Here is a 16,204-nt window from a genome sequence, read left to right as displayed (position 1 = left end):
TCACTCTGATCGGCGGGCGGCTCTGTTGTGGGCACGTTCGACGGCGGCCTTACCGGTTACTCATTGGGCCCCTTGGCGGCTCTTCGCCCGGGCACGAAGGAGCGTCCTGGCCCGTTCGCGGCGTTCGCGGCGTTCGCGGCGGCGGTCGCGGCGGTCGCGGTTGCTGGCCACCGCTGGGTCCGGCTGCGGCGGGTCTGCACCTTTTCCCGCGCTTGCTTCTGCACCTGCACCCGCGCTTGCTCCTGCACCTGCACCCGCGCTTGTCCCCGCGCCTGCTTCTGCACCTGCACCCGCGCTTGTCCCCGCGCCTGCTTCTGCACCTGCACTTGCCCCCGGTAACGGAGGGGCGGTGGAGTGATAGCTGTGGCCGGTGGGGGTGGTGACTTCAAGGATGTGCCGTTGGCCCGGCAGTGGTCCAGGGCGTGGCCGTGAGCTCCAGCCGGGGGTTTCTTTGGTGTGGTTGCAGGCTTCACAGAGCCCGGCGCCGTTGCTGTGTCTGGTGGTGCCGTTGTGGTGCCAGGGGATGATGTGGTCGGCGTGCCGGATCGGGGCGTCGCAGTACGGTGTGCGGCAGGTCTGGTCCCGGATGGTGAGGAAGCGACGCAGCCCGGGCGGGAAGAGCCGGGCCTTCGACTCCACCGCTGTCAGCTCGCCCGGGCCGGGCGCGGTGAAGAGCCGGCGGAGCCAAACGTTCAAGGCCGTGTTTTCGCCGTTACCCGGGTTGGCAAGAACTTCGCGGGCCCAGCCGGCGGGGACGATGCCGTAGCCGGGGAGGCGGGCGGGTTCGCTGTCGGCCTGGAAGAGGGTGCGGTCGGTCATCACGAGTTGGATCTCGATGCCGCTGATACCCCCTGGGGTTCCAGTGGTGCGCTCCACAAGGGCATCCGCCATGAGCTGGCCACGGGTCCGGGGGTCCCCGCCGGCGCGAAGGCTGTCTGCATTCCTGCTCAGGGCTGCGTGGACAGCCACGCCCTCGGTGACAGGGAGCAGGGCGGTCAGATAACACATGGTGTCCGGGGCCGGGCGGAGGCTAACGTGGCGTTCGGCGGCGGCGTGGCTGGCACGGCCGGTGACGGAGCGGGGGTCGCGCCGGTAGGCCGCGGTGCGGGCCGCGGCGACGAGCGCACGGTCTCCGGCGCCGTCGAAGGTTCCGGTGTCCGGCGCCAGTTCCTCATCCACGGCGCAGCGGCCCTCGGCGCACAGGCACGCGGTTTCACGCACGAGGAGGGTGGCGCGCCATTCGTTGAGCTGCCCCGCCTCCAGCGCGGCCAAGGTGTGGGGCATTTCGGTGACCAGGGCCTTCGCCAACCCTAAAAGCCGGCTGCCTTTGGCGGGTGATTCGCGGCGGGCGAGGGCGATCTGCGCCCCGACCCCGGCACCGAGCTCCGCGGCCGGCATCCCGGCGTTCGACTGTTCGCGGCGCTGGAGCAGATCGAAAGCGACGGACAGCCGGGCCTGACGGGCGGCCAGGGCGGACTTTTGGTCCTCCAGGGACCGGATTTCAGCAATTAGCCAGGCAGCGTCCGGCACAGGCACGTCGCTCCCGAAAGCCATGGCTGCCTCTTCCGTTCCCGGCTTCTTCCCGCAGCCAAAGGCGCAGGTGCACCCCATTGCTGCCGGAACCGCCGCGGTCGACCCATAACCGTCCATAGGTCAAGTGTTCCGCAGGGCTACGACATTATTGAACGCCTATAGAAGCCGGCCAACCGCTTCGAAGGCCAGCTCCGCCACCCGCCAATTCAGTTCGATCCGCCGTGTACTGCTCTCGGGCAAACTAATCTCCTGAAGCGCGCGGCCGGACATCGCCAGCACGCAGCGAAGGTTCCCTTCCGGTCCTTGATTCCCCTTTATGAACGAACTTTCCCAGTGGCCTCGGACATTAGGTCACCTCGACTACCGGCACAACGAACTAGGCTGGAGCGGTGACCCGCCTCATTCTTGCCTCCCAGTCCCCCGCCCGAACCAAGCTGCTCACCGACGCCGGAATCCGGCACGAGATCCTCGTCTCGGACGTCGACGAGGATGCCGTCCAGGCCCGCTACGGCGTCACGGACCCGCACGATACCGCGCTGCTGCTCGCCCGCGCCAAGGCCGAGGCCGTCGCCTCCCTGCCCGAAGCCGACGGCGCGCTGGTGATCGGCTGCGATTCCGTGTTTGAGTTCGACGGCGAGGCGCACGGCAAGCCCTACACGGCCGACGTCGCCAGGGAGCGGATGCTCCGGATGAGCGGCGGCAAAGGCGTCCTGCACACCGGGCACTGGCTCGTTGACTGCCGGGACACCGAGGGCACCGACGAGTCCCAGGCCGCCGGCTCCGGCGCCACCCTCGGGCACGTCACCTCCGCCGAAGTCCACTTTATGGAGATGACCCCCGAGGAAATCGACACCTACATCGCCACCGGGGAGCCGCTGCAGTGCGCCGGCTCCTTCACGATCGACGGCTACGGCGGGGCGTTCATCCGCAAGGTCGACGGGGACCCGCACGCCGTCGTCGGGCTGTCCATTTCCACCCTCCGCGGGCTGCTGGGACAGGCGAAAGTAGGCATCACCGAATTGTGGACCAGCGGTGCCGCCGATCCCGCCCTCCTCCGGGCCGAGTGAGCTAATTCGCACGCACTTGTAGCAACCCTACAAAGGCAAGGGGCTTTACCCGCGGAATCCGCAAGTAATATCGGCGGAACCCACAAAACCGCGCTAGGCTCCCTGAAGGAAAGAAGGAGACGCCTTGTCAGCAAATTCGGAGCAGTCCGCAAATCCCGTGCAGCGATCAGCCCAAGAAGGCACCGCCGTAGTAACCCACCCCCTGAGCAAGGTGCTGATCGCCAACCGCGGCGAAATCGCGGTGCGCATCATCCGCGCCGCCCGCGATGAAGGCATCGCCTCCGTAGCGGTCTACGCGGACCCGGACCGCGACGCCCTGCACGTAAAGCTTGCTGATGAGGCCTACGCCCTGGGCGGCAACACCGCCGCCGAGTCCTACCTCGTGATGGACAAGCTGATCGAGGTGGCCCACCGCTCCGGCGCCGACGCCATCCACCCCGGCTACGGCTTCCTCGCCGAGAACGCCGAGTTCGCCGCCAAGGTGATCGACGCCGGCATCACCTGGATCGGGCCCTCCCCCGCCGCGATCGCCGCCCTGGGCGACAAGGTCCAGGCCCGCCACATCGCCGAAAAGGTCGGCGCACCGCAGGTTCCCGGCACCGCCGACCCGGTGGAGTCGGCCGAGGAAATCCTTGAGTTTGTGGACAAGTTCGGCTTGCCGATCGCCATCAAAGCAGCCTTTGGCGGCGGCGGGCGCGGCATCAAGGTGGCCCGCACCCGAGAGGAAATCCCCGAACTCTTCGAATCGGCCGTCCGCGAGGCTGTCGCCGCCTTCGGCCGCGGCGAATGCTTTATTGAGCGCTTCCTGGACGCCCCGCGGCACGTCGAGACCCAGTGCCTCGCCGACGCGTACGGCAACGTCGTGGTGGTCTCCACCCGTGACTGCTCGTTGCAGCGCCGCAACCAGAAGCTCGTCGAGGAGGCACCGGCCCCGTTCCTCACCGAGGAGCAGAACCGCCGGCTCTACGAATCCTCCAAAGCCATCCTCAAGGAGGCCGGCTACCTTGGCGCCGGCACCTGCGAGTTCCTCGTGGGCCAAGACGGCACCATCTCCTTCCTCGAGGTCAACACCCGACTCCAGGTAGAGCACTGCGTCTCCGAGGAAGTCACCGGCATTGACCTTGTCCGCGAGCAGTTCCGGCTGGCCCGCGGCGAGGAACTCGGCTACGGGGACCCGGAGATCCGCGGCCACTCGATCGAGTTCCGCATCACCGGCGAGGATCCGGGCCGGAGCTTTATGCCCGCCCCCGGCACCATCACCCGGCTGTTGAACCCGACCGGACCCGGCGTCCGGATCGACTCCGGGGTGGAGCAGGGGGACGTCATCAGCGGCAACTTCGACTCGATGCTCTCCAAGCTGATCATCACCGGCGCCACCCGCCCGCAGGCCCTGCAGCGCGCCCGCCGCGCCCTCGAAGAGATGGTGGTTGAGGGAATCCCCACCGTCATCCCGTTTGACCTCGCCGTCGTCACCAACCCGGATTTCGCCCCCGCCGAGGGCCCGTTCAAGGTCCACACCCGCTGGATCGAGACGGCGTTCGTCAATGACATCCCCGCGTGGACGCCGACCGGCACCGAGGCTGAAGCGCCCGACGCCGTCGAACGCCAGCGCGTCGTCGTCGAGGTCGGCGGCAAACGCCTTGAGGTCGTCCTCCCTGCGTCGTTGGGTACCGGCGGCGGCGCCGCTAAACCGGCTAAGGCGAAGAAGCGTTCGCGCGCCGGCGGGGCCGTCGCGGCGGCCGGCGGCAACGCCCTGACGTCCCCCATGCAGGGAACCATCGTGAAGGTAGCTGTCGGCGAGGGGGACCTTGTGGCCGAGGGTGACCTTGTTGTGGTGCTCGAGGCCATGAAGATGGAACAGCCGCTCACAGCGCACCGCGCCGGCATCGTGATCGGACTGACAGCGTCCGCCGGCGAGACGGTCTCCGCCGGCGCCATCATCGCTCTGATCGAGGACGCAGCCGGCCAGTAGCTTCCCGGCCACTGCTGCACGGGCAGGACGCAGGCGCGCCTCTGGCGCAGCGCTCTTCCGCCCGTGCAGACTTGGTCTGTGAAACCTTTCCTGCTCCTCGCGTCCCGGGCCGAGGACGCCGCCGCCGAGGATGAATACGAAGCCTACCTGCGCTACGGCGGCCTCGAACCCGCGCAGCTGACGCGCATTCGGATGGAAGCCGCGCCGCTGCCCCCACTGGACCTGTCCGATTACTCGGGGGTGATCGTAGGAGGGAGTCCGTTCACCTCCAGTGATCCTGCCGGGCAAAAAAGCGGCGTCCAGCACCGGGTGGAGCGTGAACTCGCGGCCCTGCTCGACCGGATCGTGCCTTTGGATTTCCCGTTCCTCGGTGGCTGTTACGGCGTGGGTACGCTCGGCCGGCACCAGGGCGCCGTGATTGACCGCACTTACGGCGAGGGGCTGGCCGGTGTGAGCATCAAGCTGAGTGCGGAAGGCCTGGTGGATCCCCTGCTGCGGGGTCTGCCGGAGAGCTTCACGGCCTTCACCGGCCACAAGGAAGCCTGCACCCTCCTTCCTCCCCACGCGGTGCTTCTGGCCAGCTCCGCCGCCTGCCCGGTGCACATGTTCCGGATTAAAACCAACCTGTACGCCACCCAGTTCCACCCCGAGCTCGATGTTGACGGGTTGGCGACCCGGATCGATATCTACCGCCATGCCGGGTACTTCCCGCCGGATTCGGCCGAAACGCTGCTGGCGGAGGTCAGGCGGTCCACCGTCACGGAACCGATGCAGATCCTGCGAAACTTCGTGGAGCGCTACTCCCGCTAGCCTGCCCCTAACAACCCTCCCGCAGATCCTGCCGCCATCCGAACAACCCTCCCGCATCCTCGGAATCGACCTGCGGGAGCGTCGGCCCCTTCCCGACCGGACCTGCGGGAGCGTCGGCCCCTTCCCGACCGGACCTGCGGGAGCGTCGGCCCCTTCCCGACCGGACCTGCGGGAGCGCCGCGACACCGAAATGCCCGGCGTGTTCGGTGAACACGCCGGGCATTTCCGCTCCCTACCAGGCCAGGGAGCGGGCCTGGGATCGAGGATTAGGAGACGTTGTTGGTGTACTCCAGGTCGCGGGTTTCCTTGCTGACGAAGAGTGCGATCAGCGTCAGCACGGACATGGCGGCAAGGTAGATGCCGACCAGCACTGGGCTGCCCTTCGCCAATTCCCACAACCAGACAGCGATGAACGGGGCCACCGCGGCACCGAGGATGCTGGAGAAGTTGTAGCTGATGGCGGAGCCCGTGTACCGCACGTTCGTCGGGAACAGCTCCGGCAGCAGCGCACCCATCGGCCCGAAGGTCAACCCCATCAGCGAAAAGCCGATGATCAGCAGCGCCATGGTGCCCACGAAGCCGGCACTGAACAGCGGGACAAAAAGCAGGCCGAAAACGAAGATGCCGGCGGTGACGACGATAAGCATCTTGCGGCGGCCGTACTTTTCGGCCAGCGGCCCGGAAACCAGTGTGAAGATGCCGAAGAATACGACGCCGGCAATCAGCATCCACAGGAAGTCGTTGCGGGTGTAGCCCAGGCCGGGGACGAACGCTGCTGCAGCGGCCTCCGTCATCGGCTTGCCGGCCTTCTCGGCTGCGGCCTTGGCGGTTTCAAGGCTGGAGGCGCGGGTGCCGTAGGTCAAGGTGTAGGTGGTCATCAGGTAGAACAACACGTAGGTGGCGAGCATAATAAACGTCCCGAGAATCAGCTGGCGCCAGCTCGACTTAAAGACCCGGGCCAGCGGCAGCTTGGCAACTTCTTTGGATTCCAGGACCTTGGTGAACGCCGGGGTTTCGATCAGTTTGAGCCGGACGTAAAGGCCGATGATCACCATCACGGCGCTGAGCAGGAACGGCACGCGCCAGCCCCACGCCTCGAAGGCGGCCGGCGTCAGGGTGTAGCTGAACACCAGGAAGATCACGTTAGCGATGATAAAGCCGATCGGGGCACCCAGCTGCGGGAACGTGCCGTAGATGGCACGCTTGTTCACCGGCGCGTTCTCGGTCGCCAGCAGCGCCGCGCCGCTCCATTCCCCGCCGAGGGCCAGCCCCTGGGCGAAGCGCATAACAACCAGCAGGGCAGGCGCCCAGAAGGTCCAGCCGGGAACGGTCGCCGTTGGCAGGCAGCCGATCAGGAAGGTGGCGATACCCATGGTCAGCAGCGAGGCGACCAGGGTGCCCTTGCGGCCAAACTTGTCACCGAAGTGGCCAAAGATCACGGACCCGAGCGGCCGGGCAACGAACGCGACGCCGAAGACAGCGAAGGAGCTCAACAGCTGGGTGGTCTCGTTTTGACCGGGGAAGAACAGTTTGGGGAACACGAGCACGGCGGCGGTGGCGTACACGTAGAAGTCGTAGAACTCGACGGTGGTCCCGATCAGGCTGGCGACGATAACGCGGCCGCGCGAGTTCACCGGCTTGGCGGACCCCTGCTCTGCGGAAGTGGCAGTGGATGACATGTAGTAGCGCTTTCATAAAGACCGGACCGGTGATGATTGAGACCGCCCGGATGGGGATAAGTAGGATTACATGATAGTTCCAACAGTCCATCCAATGGACAAGTGTTCCACTATTTGGACACCGGGATTCGTCTCACGTGGTGCTCATCACACTACGCCCCACGTCACCCCTAACACCGTTACAAACGCGCCGATAGCCAAACGTCACAGCACGTTAACAAACGGCGAGGCTCCCGGAAACGCGGCTTACCTTACTGCCGGCGGCCGGCTTCACCTTCACCACCTCGGAAATCATCTGGCTCATTTCCATGCCGAGCCTGGTCGGCGCCACCCCCGGGATCCCTATGCCTTTATGGTCCGCGCTTCGGCGGCCGCAACTGGACCATCGGCCCGGCCCTGCTGCTGCTCATCCCCTCAACTGGCCTGGCCCTGTGCGTCTCCAACCCGGAGACCCCCTTCGGCACCATGCTCTTCGTGGCAGCGCTGGCCGGCTTCGGCGGGGGGCAACTTCGCCAGCTCGATGGCCAATATCACCTTCTTCTATCCGGCCCACGAAAAGGGCTGGGCGCTGGGGCTAAACGCCGGCGGCGGAAACCTCGGCGCCGCCGTCGCACAGCTCGCCGTCCCAACCGCCACCACACTCCTGGCCTAGTTGACTTGGAGACGAGAATGCCGGGCGCCTAAAGACCCCCGGCATTCTCATTCAGAATGCCGTCCAGCACTTCGGCTGTGGTTTAGTTCCTGATGCCACCGTGCCTGCTGCATGCTCCCTGCCGCGTGGCGCTGGGCCAGATGTAACCGTCCTTGCAGATGATCGTGCCCCCGACCGGAGCGGGTACCGCGGGGACTGCAGGGACCACCGGAGGAGCCGCAGGAGCGGGAGCGGGGGCCCGTCGGGCGGCAGCGTCTGCCGCAGCCTTATCCGCCGCTGCCTTGTCGGCAGCAACTTTGTCAGCCGCCGCAGCGTCTGCAGCAGCTTTATCCGCCGCTGCCTTGTCTGCAGCAGCCTTCTCCGCTGCCAACTGGTCCGCAGCAGCCTTCTCCGCTGCCAACTTATCGGCGGCAGCCTTTGCAACGATCTTCTTTGACTCCGCTTCCGGCAACCACACCAGACGCTGATCCGCGCCCATCGTGCAAACAAAGACATCGCCGTTGTAGCTTTTAGTCTCGTTGACCGTCAGGCAGGCCGACTTCGCCGGATTCGTGGCTGTCGGCGTCGGCGTCGGCGTCGCGTTCGCGGATGCTTGCGGAGAAACCAGTGAAGACCTGCTTTGGTTGCCCGTCGACGAAGCCGTCGCTCCGCCAACAATGCCACCGACGATGAAAAGTGCAATTCCCGAGCCGGCAACCAGCAGTGCGCTCTTGCGGTGCGGAATGCCTACCCACGATCGCCGCTTGAACAACAGCGCGTAGAGTCCGGTCACCACGGCAATGAGGCCCAGGAGGATCAGGACGGCACCAAAGCCTCCCGCAGCGGCGAATAGGAGGGCCAGAAGGAACACAACGACCGCAACGACCCAAAACAGGACCGTCGGGCGCCAACCGAACTTCGTGCGCGGCGAAGCTTTTGAAAAATCGAGCATATTTTCCCCCGGGAAATTAAGAATGATGCGATTGAGACGACGTCACATTAGCAGCATGCCGAAGGGCTTCAACGCTGGCCTCGGGTTCGGTTCGCCGGCAGTCAGCGGCCCTCGTTCCGGGTCCAGACGGCATCAGGCCAGCCGCGGCCCGTTATCGGCTTCCGCGTCACGGGAATCGGGCATCGGCCGGAAGCCCGGTAGCATCGGGGCCATGAGCGCCGACGACGACGACATCACCGAAGAACTCCTGACCGACGCCGACAAGCTGACCGGGCTGAGCCTGGAATTGCTGGGCCTGGACCCACATCCGGCGGACATGACGCCGGAACAGCGGCTCCAGTTTGACCCGGAAGACTTGGCTGAAATGGCAGCCCTCGGGCCAGAGGACCGCGGGCAACAAGTGCAACAGGCCCGACTTCTCGCCGGTCTCTTGTGGAATTCCTCCAGCATCCTGATCGACCAGCTCTTCCGCGACCTGGGTACACTGAGCCAGCTGCAGTCCGTCACGGCGTCCGAAATCGCCGGGACCTCCGTGCTGTCCTCGCTGCCGCCACAGTTTGCGTCCAGCTACGACGCTAAGTTCACCCAGAAGTTCATCGTCGTCGCCGCCGACGTAACAGCCTCACTGGTCCGTGGCTGGACCGCACCCGGGTGCCTTGCCGCCGAACTCGCCGTCCGCTGCCTGCTCGACCAGGCGGAGATCACCGAGGATATCTACGAACTCGACCTCCCGGCCGACTGGCGGGCACAGGTTGATGAAGTCCTGCTGGCGGACGCGGACAGTGCAGCGCTGTACTCAGAGGGCCTCGCCGTCCTGGAGGACGACGCCGACCAACTGGGCTTCGAGCACTGGTTCCAGCCTTTCGGTGCCGGGGACACGGTCCCGCCTTACGCCTGCTCCTGAGCCGCCGCAGACTACATGTGGACGTGCAGGCGCCGGGCGGCTTCGGAGATCGACCCGCTCAGCGACGGGTAGACGGTGAAGGTGCTGGCGACGTCGTCGACGTGCATTTTCTGGGTGACCGCGAGGGAGATCGCAAAAATCAGCTCGGAAGCGTTCGGACCCACCACAACACCCCCGATGACGGTGCCGGAACCCTTGCGCGCGAAGATTTTGATAAAACCGTCCCGGTGGTTGCGCATCTTGGCGCGCGCGTTGCTGCGCAGCGAGAGCTTCACGACGTCGGCCTGGTATTTGCCCGATTCAATCTCGGCCTCGGACACACCCACGTTGGCGATCTCGGGCGAGGTGAAGATGTTGGAGGCCACCTGGTGCAGCTTGAGCGGGGCCACACTGTCGCCCAGGAAGTGCGCGATAGCAATCCGGCCCTGCATCGCGGCCACGGACGCGAGCGCCAGCACACCGGTGCAGTCGCCGGCGGCGTAAATGTTCGGCGCTGTGGTGCGGGAGACGCCGTCTACCTTGATGTGCCCGCTCCCGGTGAGCGCGACGCCCGCCTCCTCGAGGCCGATCCCTGCGGTGTTCGGGATGGAGCCGACGGCGACCAGGCAGTGGCTGCCGGTGACCTGGGAGCCGTCTCCGAGGGTGACGATAACGCCGTCCGCGGTGCGCTCGACGGACTCTGCGCGGACCTGGGAGAGGACCTTGACGCCGCGGCGTTCGAAGACGCCTTCCAGCACCTCGGCGGCATCGGTGTCCGAGCCGGGCAGCACCCGGTCGCGGCTGGAAATCAGGGTGACTTTGGACCCGAGCCCGTTGTAGGCGGAGGCGAACTCGGCGCCGGTGACACCGGAGCCCACCACAATCAGGTCCTCGGGCAGCTCATCCATGTTGTAAATCTGCGCCCAATTCAGGATCCGCTCGCCGTCCGGCCGGGCGGTGGGCAACTCCCGTGGGTGCGCCCCGACGGCGAGCAGGATCGCGTCCGCTTCGATGGTCTCGGTGCCGTCGACCGTGAGGACCTCGATGGTGTGGTTGTCCAGCATTTTGCCGGATCCCAGCATGATCCGGACGCCCTGGTTTTCCAGGCCGCGCTGGATGTCGGTGGACTGCTGCCGGGCCAGCCGCAGCAAGCGGTCATTGATGTGTTTGAGGTCAGCGCGCATCGTCGGGGTGCAGTCTCCGCCGTCGACGTCGAACTTGACGCCGAGCTCACCGGCCTCGCCGACACGGGTCATCAGGTCCGCCGTCGCAATCAGGGTCTTGGACGGAACAACGTCGGTGAGCACCGCTGAGCCGCCGAGCCCCGCACGTTCAATGATGGTGACCTGTGCGCCCAGGGACGCCGCAACCATGGCTGCTTCGTAGCCGCCGGGCCCTCCGCCCAGGATTGCGATACGGGGTGAGCTGAAATCGGGATGCGTAGTCACAATCAGCCATTGTCCACCATCCGGACCGTCACTACCAAGAATCCCGGCCCGCCCAGAACAGCCCACCACACAGCGCGCGGCGCTGGGCAGTACCCGGCCGGCAGGATAACTTGTAACGGTGAGTACAACAGAATTCCTGAACACTGACCCCTTCGACGCCGCCCGCGCCGCCGCCGACTACATCGCCGAGGAGACGGGCGTCGACGCCCACGACGTCGCGCTGGTGCTCGGTTCGGGTTGGGGCGACGCCGCGGAACTGATCGGCGAAACCACGGCGACACTCTCCGCCGACGAAGTCCCCGGCTTCTCCTCCCCCTCGGTGGTGGGCCACGTTGGCACCATCCGCTCCGTGCTGACCAAGGAGGGCAAACGCGCCCTGGTCCTGGGCGCACGCACCCACTACTACGAGGGCAAGGGCGTCCGCGCCGTCGTCCACGGGGTGCGCACCGCCGCCGCGGCCGGCTGCAAGACCCTCGTCCTGACCAACGGCTGCGGTGGCCTCAACGAGGACTGGACGCCGGGCACTCCCGTGCTGATCAGCGACCACATCAACCTCACAGCCACCTCACCGCTCGAAGGGGCCACGTTCGTGGACCTCACCGACCTGTACTCCGCCCGGATCCGTGGCCTGGCCCGCGAAGTCGACCCCACGCTGGACGAAGGCATCTATGCCCAGTTCACCGGCCCGCACTACGAAACCCCGGCCGAAGTGCAGTACGCCAAGCGGATCGGCGCGGACCTGGTGGGTATGTCCACCGCCCTGGAAGCCATCGCCGGCCGGCATGCGGGCATGGAGGTGTTCGGCATTTCGCTCGTCACCAACCTCGCCGCCGGCATCAGCCCGGTGCCGCTGAGCCACGGGGAAGTCCTCGAAGCGGGCAAGGCTGCCGGACCACGGATCTCCAAACTGCTCGCCGAGATCATCGCCAAGCTCTAAGGGCTCAGCTCCCCACGGCAAGGTAGCGCAGCGCCTTCTGCCTGTCCTGCGGGAAACGCCGATCCATTGAGTCCGCGATCCCGGCTATGGTCTGCCGCGCCAGGGCCTGCCGCCAGGCGAGTTCGGCCTGGCGCATGGTCTGGGAGATCAGGCAGGTCCGGACAACGTTGCGCTCCATGTCGGCATCCGGGACGCTTGCCATGATGCCTTGGCAACGGAACAACGGATCGGCGCCTTCCAGGGCCAGCACGATATCGAGGACTGTAACGTTCTCCGGCCTGCGCGCCAGGTGGAACCCGCCGCCGCGCGGGCCGGAAACGGAAACAAGGATACCGGCCCGGACCAGCGCCTGGAGCTGCTTGTTCAGATACGCACCCGGAAGGCTGTAGTACTCCGCCAACCGGGCACTGTTAACCGCCTCGCCGGCCGGCGTCCAAGCCATGTTCACGCAACTATGAACGGCCCATTCCACCCCCCGGCCCATCTTCATGTTCCAGACGCTACGTGTCCGGAAAAATAGCTGTCAAGGCCCGGAGCACCAGCCGGTTGTGATCGATCTTTCAGGGGACTCTCGCTTGTCGGGAAGGCATCCGCCGCTAATGCGGCTAGTTTGGTTGCTATGACGTCTTCTGATGCCGAACTCGCCCGCCTGCTGAGCGACGCCCGGGCTTGGGCCACCCAGGACCCTGATCCCGCCACCGCCGCCACCCTGACCGAACTGATCCGCCTCGCCGAGGACGGCGCCGCGTCGGCCCGCCAGGAGCTCGCGGACAGTTTCAGCGGAACCTTGCAGTTCGGCACCGCCGGCCTGCGCGCGGCCCTCGGCCCCGGCCCGAACCGGATGAACCGCATGGTGGTCCGCCGCGCCGCAGCAGGCTTCGCGGCCTTCCTGACCGACACGGTCGCCCACGCCGCCCCGGGCACCCGGCCACGCGCCGTCGTCGGCTACGACGCCCGGCACAACTCAGATATCTTCGCGGAAGAAACCGCCGCAATCCTCGTCGCCGCCGGCATTAACACCTTCCTGATGCCTTCCGCCCTGCCCACCCCGCTGCTCGCCTACGCGGTCCGTGCGCTGGAGTGCGACGGCGGTGTGATGGTGACCGCCAGCCACAACCCGCCGCAGGACAACGGTTACAAGGTGTACCTCGGCCGGCACGCCGTCGAGGAGAGCGGCCGCGGCGCGCAGATCGTGGCGCCCTACGACGCCCTGATCGCAGCCAAAATCGATGCGGTCGGCGGGCTGTCCGGCGTCGCCCTGGCCACGGCGGGATGGACCGTGCTGGATCACTCCATCGTTGCCGGCTACGAGGCCGCCGCCGCGGCACTGGCCATGCCGGCGGCCTTTCCGGCCCGCGACCTCAACATCGTCCTGACCCCGATGCACGGTGTGGGCGGCAAAACCGCCGTCGCGGTGCTGCACGCGGCCGGTTTTGCCAACGTTACGGTGGTGAGCGAACAGGCCGAGCCGGACCCGGACTTCCCCACCGTGAACTTCCCCAACCCCGAAGAGCCCGGCGCCCTGGACCTGGCCCTCGAGACCGCGGCCCGGGAGGATGCGGACATCGTGATCGCCAACGACCCCGACGCGGACCGCGCAGCGGTTGCTGCCAAGGACCCCGATACCGGATCCTGGCGGATGCTGCGCGGCGACGAGGTCGGCGCGCTGCTCGGCGCGCACATCGTGGCCCGGCTGGCAGCCGCCGGTAGCACCGAAACCACGGCAGGTGTTTTCGCTAATTCGATCGTGTCCTCGCGGCTGCTGGCACGGATCGCGGCTGCGTCAGGCTACGCCCACGAGGAAACCCTCACCGGCTTCAAGTGGATCGCCCGCGTTCCCGGCCTGCTGTACGGCTACGAAGAGGCGCTGGGTTACTGCGTCGCCCCCGACCTGGTCCGGGACAAAGACGGGATCTCGGCGGCGGTACTGATCGCGGAATTCGCGGCCGCGGCCAAGGCGCAGGGCAAAACCATCTTCGACACCCTCGACGAGCTTTACCTGGTCCACGGGCTCCATGCGAGCGACCAGCTCAGCATCCGGGTCGCAGACCTGGGCCTGCTGGACGCCATGATGAACCGGCTGCGCGTCAGCCCGCCGGAGTCCTTTGGCGGCTCCGCAGTCGAATCCATCACGGACCTCGCGGACGGCAGCGATCAGCTGCCGCCCACCGACGGCCTGCTGTACCTGACGAAGGACCTCAGCCGCATCATCATCCGCCCCAGCGGCACAGAGCCGAAGCTCAAGTGCTACCTGGAGGTCATCCGCACCGTCGGATCGGCCGCCGAGCTGCCCGCAGCGCGGCACGAGGCACGCGCCGCGCTTGACGGCGTGCTGGCAGATGTCCGCGAGGCGCTCGGGTTGTAGCCTCCGGGGCTACAACCCGACCTCAATGTACCCGCCCACAATCCGGGTACCGAAGGTCGGGAGCCGAATTCCCGGCGTGCCCAGGCACTGCCCCGTTGCGAGGTCGTAGACCTCCTTGTGCAGCGGTGGAGCGAACGTATGGCGCATCCCGCGGGAGCCGGTAATCCCGCGGGCCATCACGTGCGCCGCGGTGGCCGGGTCCTCGTGGCCGACCGCAAAAACCTCGCCGGACGCGGTCCGGAACACCGCCACCTGGTGCCCGGCCATCAGTGCCGCCTCGCCCCAGGCCGTGGATGCCATGTGGAGCACGGCGCACGAGATGGGCGTTTACAGGGAACTCGTGGCGAGCCTGAAGACCACTGTCGCCACCGCAGTGGTCGGTCCCATTACGGCGCAGCCGCTGATCGATGCCGGGCTGCAGCCGCTGGTCCCGGACCGGTTCCGGCTGGGCGCCCTGATCCGGCTCGTGGTGGAGCACCTTGCCCTCAACCACGTCCGCCGCCTGGACACCGTCTCGGGCCGGGTGGAACTCCGCGGCCGCTCCCTGCGGATCGATGGTGGTCCGGTCGAGCTGACTCCGGCCCAGCTGCTGCTGCTGCGGGCGCTGCTGGGCGCCGGCGGCGCTGTGCTGTCCCGCGAGTCACTCTCCGAGCTGTTGGGACTCCACGGTTCCGTGCACGCCCTGGACATGACCGTCAGCAGACTGCGCTCCGCCCTGCCCGATGGCCGGCTGGTGGAAACCGTGGTGAAGCGCGGCTACCGGATCGGCGTATGACGCACGCCATTACCGGCCGGTAAACATTGGGAAACGGAACCCCAAAATCCGGCAACACCGGTGAAACACCCCGGAAAGATCGCCCGCCTAGGCTGGGGACCATCAAGGACTCCGGCCACACCACCGGCCGCCATCGAAAGGGCCTCACCATGTCCGCCAGTTCCCCCGTTCCTGCTCCGTCAACTGCCCGGCCCCGGATCGTTATTGCCGGCGCCGGCCCCGCCGCGCAGGCCCTGGTCCGCCAGCTCACCCGGACCCCGTTCGCCGGCGGCATCACAGTGCTGAGCAATCGGGATGATGCTTCCGGGCAGTTGCTGGAACTCGCGGCCCTCCCGCAGGTTTCCGTGCGGCTTGGCCAGCCGGCGAGCTACATCGACCCGGACAGCCGCTGCGTCACAACCTCGGATGGCCTGGAATTCAACTACGACCACCTGGTGATCGCGACCGGGTCCTCGCCCGCCGGCGCCCCGCTCCCGGGTGGGGGCCGGTGCCTGAACTACGCCACCATCGATGACGCGGCCCGGCTGGGCGAGGCCGTCCGGGATATCACCCGCGTCCTGGGCCGCAGGCCCCTGGGGATCCTGGTTGGCACCGGGACCGCCGCGGGTCAGGCCGAGGCTGTGTTGCGCGCCCGTGGTATCCGCCCCGTCCGCACCACGCGGCGTCCGGCCTCCGTGGTGGCCAACCTTGCCGGTTCCACACCCCCCGCCGGCGGTCTTGTGTTCGAGGACGGCTCCGTGATGGCCGCGGACCTGGTGGTTCTGGCCGAGGAACCGATTGCCCGGGACGCCCTCGCGGTCAGTGCCGGGCTCACGACAGCACGGCACGGCGGCATCGTCATCGGCCGCGACTTCCGCACGTCCGTGCCTGGAATCTGGGCCATCGGGGACGCCGCAGTGTTCGACGGCGTGCGCTTGGGGCTGCTGGTGGCCGCTTCCTCCGCCGCTTCCGTGTGCGCCTCGCAACTGCTTCAGGACGGCCTGCCGGAGTTCCTCTCGGAGGCCGCCTGAACCGCTGCCGGCCTGCCGGGCGAACGCCCGCGGGCGACGGTCCTGTTGTGGCAAGATGGACACCTGAGAAGCGACGAAGAATGCGGTGTCTGCAGGCCCACAAGGCCCCCGAAGGGACAACTCAGGGGCTAAATCCCAGTCC

Annotated in this window: 13 protein-coding genes and 2 pseudogenes; 9 read left to right on the top strand and 6 right to left on the bottom strand. The window is 67.1% G+C overall.

Features of this window, described 5'->3' with window-relative positions:
- Positions 1 to 60: 60 nt before the first annotated feature.
- Positions 61 to 1,554, bottom strand: a complete 1,494-nt coding sequence (locus QMG72_RS04965; protein WP_283479862.1) for an HNH endonuclease — start codon at positions 1,552 to 1,554, stop codon at positions 61 to 63.
- 368 nt (positions 1,555 to 1,922) lie between these two features.
- Between QMG72_RS04965 and QMG72_RS04960 the strand changes: the two genes are divergently transcribed.
- The 3 genes from QMG72_RS04960 (at position 1,923) to QMG72_RS04950 (ending at position 5,382) form a co-directional block, all read left to right on the top strand.
- Complete coding sequence (locus tag QMG72_RS04960; protein ID WP_253033322.1) at positions 1,923 to 2,600, top strand: Maf family protein; 678 nt, start codon at positions 1,923 to 1,925, stop codon at positions 2,598 to 2,600.
- Between the two features lie 157 nt (positions 2,601 to 2,757).
- Complete coding sequence (locus tag QMG72_RS04955; protein WP_282359421.1) at positions 2,758 to 4,572, top strand: acetyl/propionyl/methylcrotonyl-CoA carboxylase subunit alpha; 1,815 nt, start codon at positions 2,758 to 2,760, stop codon at positions 4,570 to 4,572.
- A 78-nt stretch (positions 4,573 to 4,650) separates the two neighbouring features.
- Positions 4,651 to 5,382, top strand: coding sequence for a glutamine amidotransferase (locus QMG72_RS04950; RefSeq protein WP_283479859.1), 732 nt, complete (start codon positions 4,651 to 4,653; stop codon positions 5,380 to 5,382).
- A gap of 266 nt (positions 5,383 to 5,648) precedes the next feature.
- Here QMG72_RS04950 and QMG72_RS04945 read toward each other — a convergent pair whose 3' ends face one another.
- Positions 5,649 to 7,061, bottom strand: a complete 1,413-nt coding sequence (locus QMG72_RS04945; RefSeq protein WP_226773639.1) for an MFS transporter — start codon at positions 7,059 to 7,061, stop codon at positions 5,649 to 5,651.
- Positions 7,062 to 7,315: 254 nt separating this feature from the next.
- Here QMG72_RS04945 and QMG72_RS04940 point away from each other — a divergent pair.
- A pseudogene (locus tag QMG72_RS04940) lies at positions 7,316 to 7,710 on the top strand (MFS transporter); the annotation flags it as partial.
- An 85-nt stretch (positions 7,711 to 7,795) separates the two neighbouring features.
- On the opposite strand, the gene QMG72_RS04935 reads toward QMG72_RS04940, so the two are convergent.
- Entirely contained in the window at positions 7,796 to 8,644 is an 849-nt protein-coding gene (locus tag QMG72_RS04935; protein ID WP_283479857.1) for a DUF3761 domain-containing protein, read from the bottom strand.
- Positions 8,645 to 8,855: 211 nt separating this feature from the next.
- Between QMG72_RS04935 and QMG72_RS04930 the strand changes: the two genes are divergently transcribed.
- Complete coding sequence (locus QMG72_RS04930) at positions 8,856 to 9,548, top strand: hypothetical protein (protein WP_283479856.1); 693 nt, start codon at positions 8,856 to 8,858, stop codon at positions 9,546 to 9,548.
- Between the two features lie 11 nt (positions 9,549 to 9,559).
- On the opposite strand, the gene QMG72_RS04925 is transcribed toward QMG72_RS04930, so the two are convergent.
- Positions 9,560 to 10,975, bottom strand: coding sequence for an NAD(P)H-quinone dehydrogenase (locus tag QMG72_RS04925; RefSeq protein WP_226773642.1), 1,416 nt, complete (start codon positions 10,973 to 10,975; stop codon positions 9,560 to 9,562).
- A gap of 118 nt (positions 10,976 to 11,093) precedes the next feature.
- Here QMG72_RS04925 and QMG72_RS04920 point away from each other — a divergent pair, with 118 nt between their 5' ends.
- Positions 11,094 to 11,912 (top strand): purine-nucleoside phosphorylase, encoded by an 819-nt coding sequence (locus tag QMG72_RS04920; protein ID WP_283479855.1) that lies wholly within the window; start codon positions 11,094 to 11,096, stop codon positions 11,910 to 11,912.
- Positions 11,913 to 11,916: 4 nt separating this feature from the next.
- Here the strand turns inward: QMG72_RS04920 and QMG72_RS04915 are convergent, their stop codons facing one another.
- Positions 11,917 to 12,396: an RrF2 family transcriptional regulator gene (locus tag QMG72_RS04915; RefSeq protein ID WP_283479994.1), complete on the bottom strand. Its 480-nt coding sequence runs from the start codon at positions 12,394 to 12,396 to the stop codon at positions 11,917 to 11,919.
- Between the two features lie 135 nt (positions 12,397 to 12,531).
- Between QMG72_RS04915 and QMG72_RS04910 the strand changes: the two genes are divergently transcribed.
- Complete coding sequence (locus tag QMG72_RS04910; protein WP_283479854.1) at positions 12,532 to 14,277, top strand: phospho-sugar mutase; 1,746 nt, start codon at positions 12,532 to 12,534, stop codon at positions 14,275 to 14,277.
- A 9-nt stretch (positions 14,278 to 14,286) separates the two neighbouring features.
- Here the strand turns inward: QMG72_RS04910 and QMG72_RS04905 are convergent, their stop codons facing one another.
- A complete protein-coding gene (locus QMG72_RS04905) occupies positions 14,287 to 14,598 on the bottom strand; it encodes a nitrite reductase small subunit NirD (protein ID WP_502934649.1) in 312 nt (103 codons plus the stop codon).
- Here QMG72_RS04905 and QMG72_RS04900 point away from each other — a divergent pair.
- Both QMG72_RS04900 and QMG72_RS04895 read left to right on the top strand, forming a co-directional pair.
- A pseudogene (locus QMG72_RS04900) lies at positions 14,555 to 15,052 on the top strand (winged helix-turn-helix domain-containing protein); the annotation flags it as partial. The gene QMG72_RS04905 and the pseudogene QMG72_RS04900 sit on opposite strands and share 44 nt — an antisense overlap.
- 149 nt (positions 15,053 to 15,201) lie before the next feature.
- Entirely contained in the window at positions 15,202 to 16,062 is an 861-nt protein-coding gene (locus tag QMG72_RS04895; protein ID WP_283479853.1) for an FAD-dependent oxidoreductase, read from the top strand.
- Positions 16,063 to 16,204 lie beyond the last annotated feature (142 nt).

It is taken from the genome of Pseudarthrobacter sp. PH31-O2, from assembly GCF_030063265.1.
GTDB lineage: Bacteria > Actinomycetota > Actinomycetes > Actinomycetales > Micrococcaceae > Arthrobacter.
Note: the sequence above shows the minus strand (reverse complement) of the source record. Positions and strands in the feature narration are given on the sequence as shown.

Coding starts and splice junctions, on each gene's coding strand:
- QMG72_RS04965 (WP_283479862.1), bottom strand. CDS start 1,554: ATGGCTTTCGGGAGCGACGTGCCTGTGCCGGACGCTGCCTGGCTAATT.
- QMG72_RS04945 (WP_226773639.1), bottom strand. CDS start 7,061: ATGTCATCCACTGCCACTTCCGCAGAGCAGGGGTCCGCCAAGCCGGTG.
- QMG72_RS04935 (WP_283479857.1), bottom strand. CDS start 8,644: ATGCTCGATTTTTCAAAAGCTTCGCCGCGCACGAAGTTCGGTTGGCGC.
- QMG72_RS04930 (WP_283479856.1), top strand. CDS start 8,856: ATGAGCGCCGACGACGACGACATCACCGAAGAACTCCTGACCGACGCC.
- QMG72_RS04915 (WP_283479994.1), bottom strand. CDS start 12,396: ATGGGCCGGGGGGTGGAATGGGCCGTTCATAGTTGCGTGAACATGGCT.
- QMG72_RS04910 (WP_283479854.1), top strand. CDS start 12,532: ATGACGTCTTCTGATGCCGAACTCGCCCGCCTGCTGAGCGACGCCCGG.
- QMG72_RS04895 (WP_283479853.1), top strand. CDS start 15,202: ATGTCCGCCAGTTCCCCCGTTCCTGCTCCGTCAACTGCCCGGCCCCGG.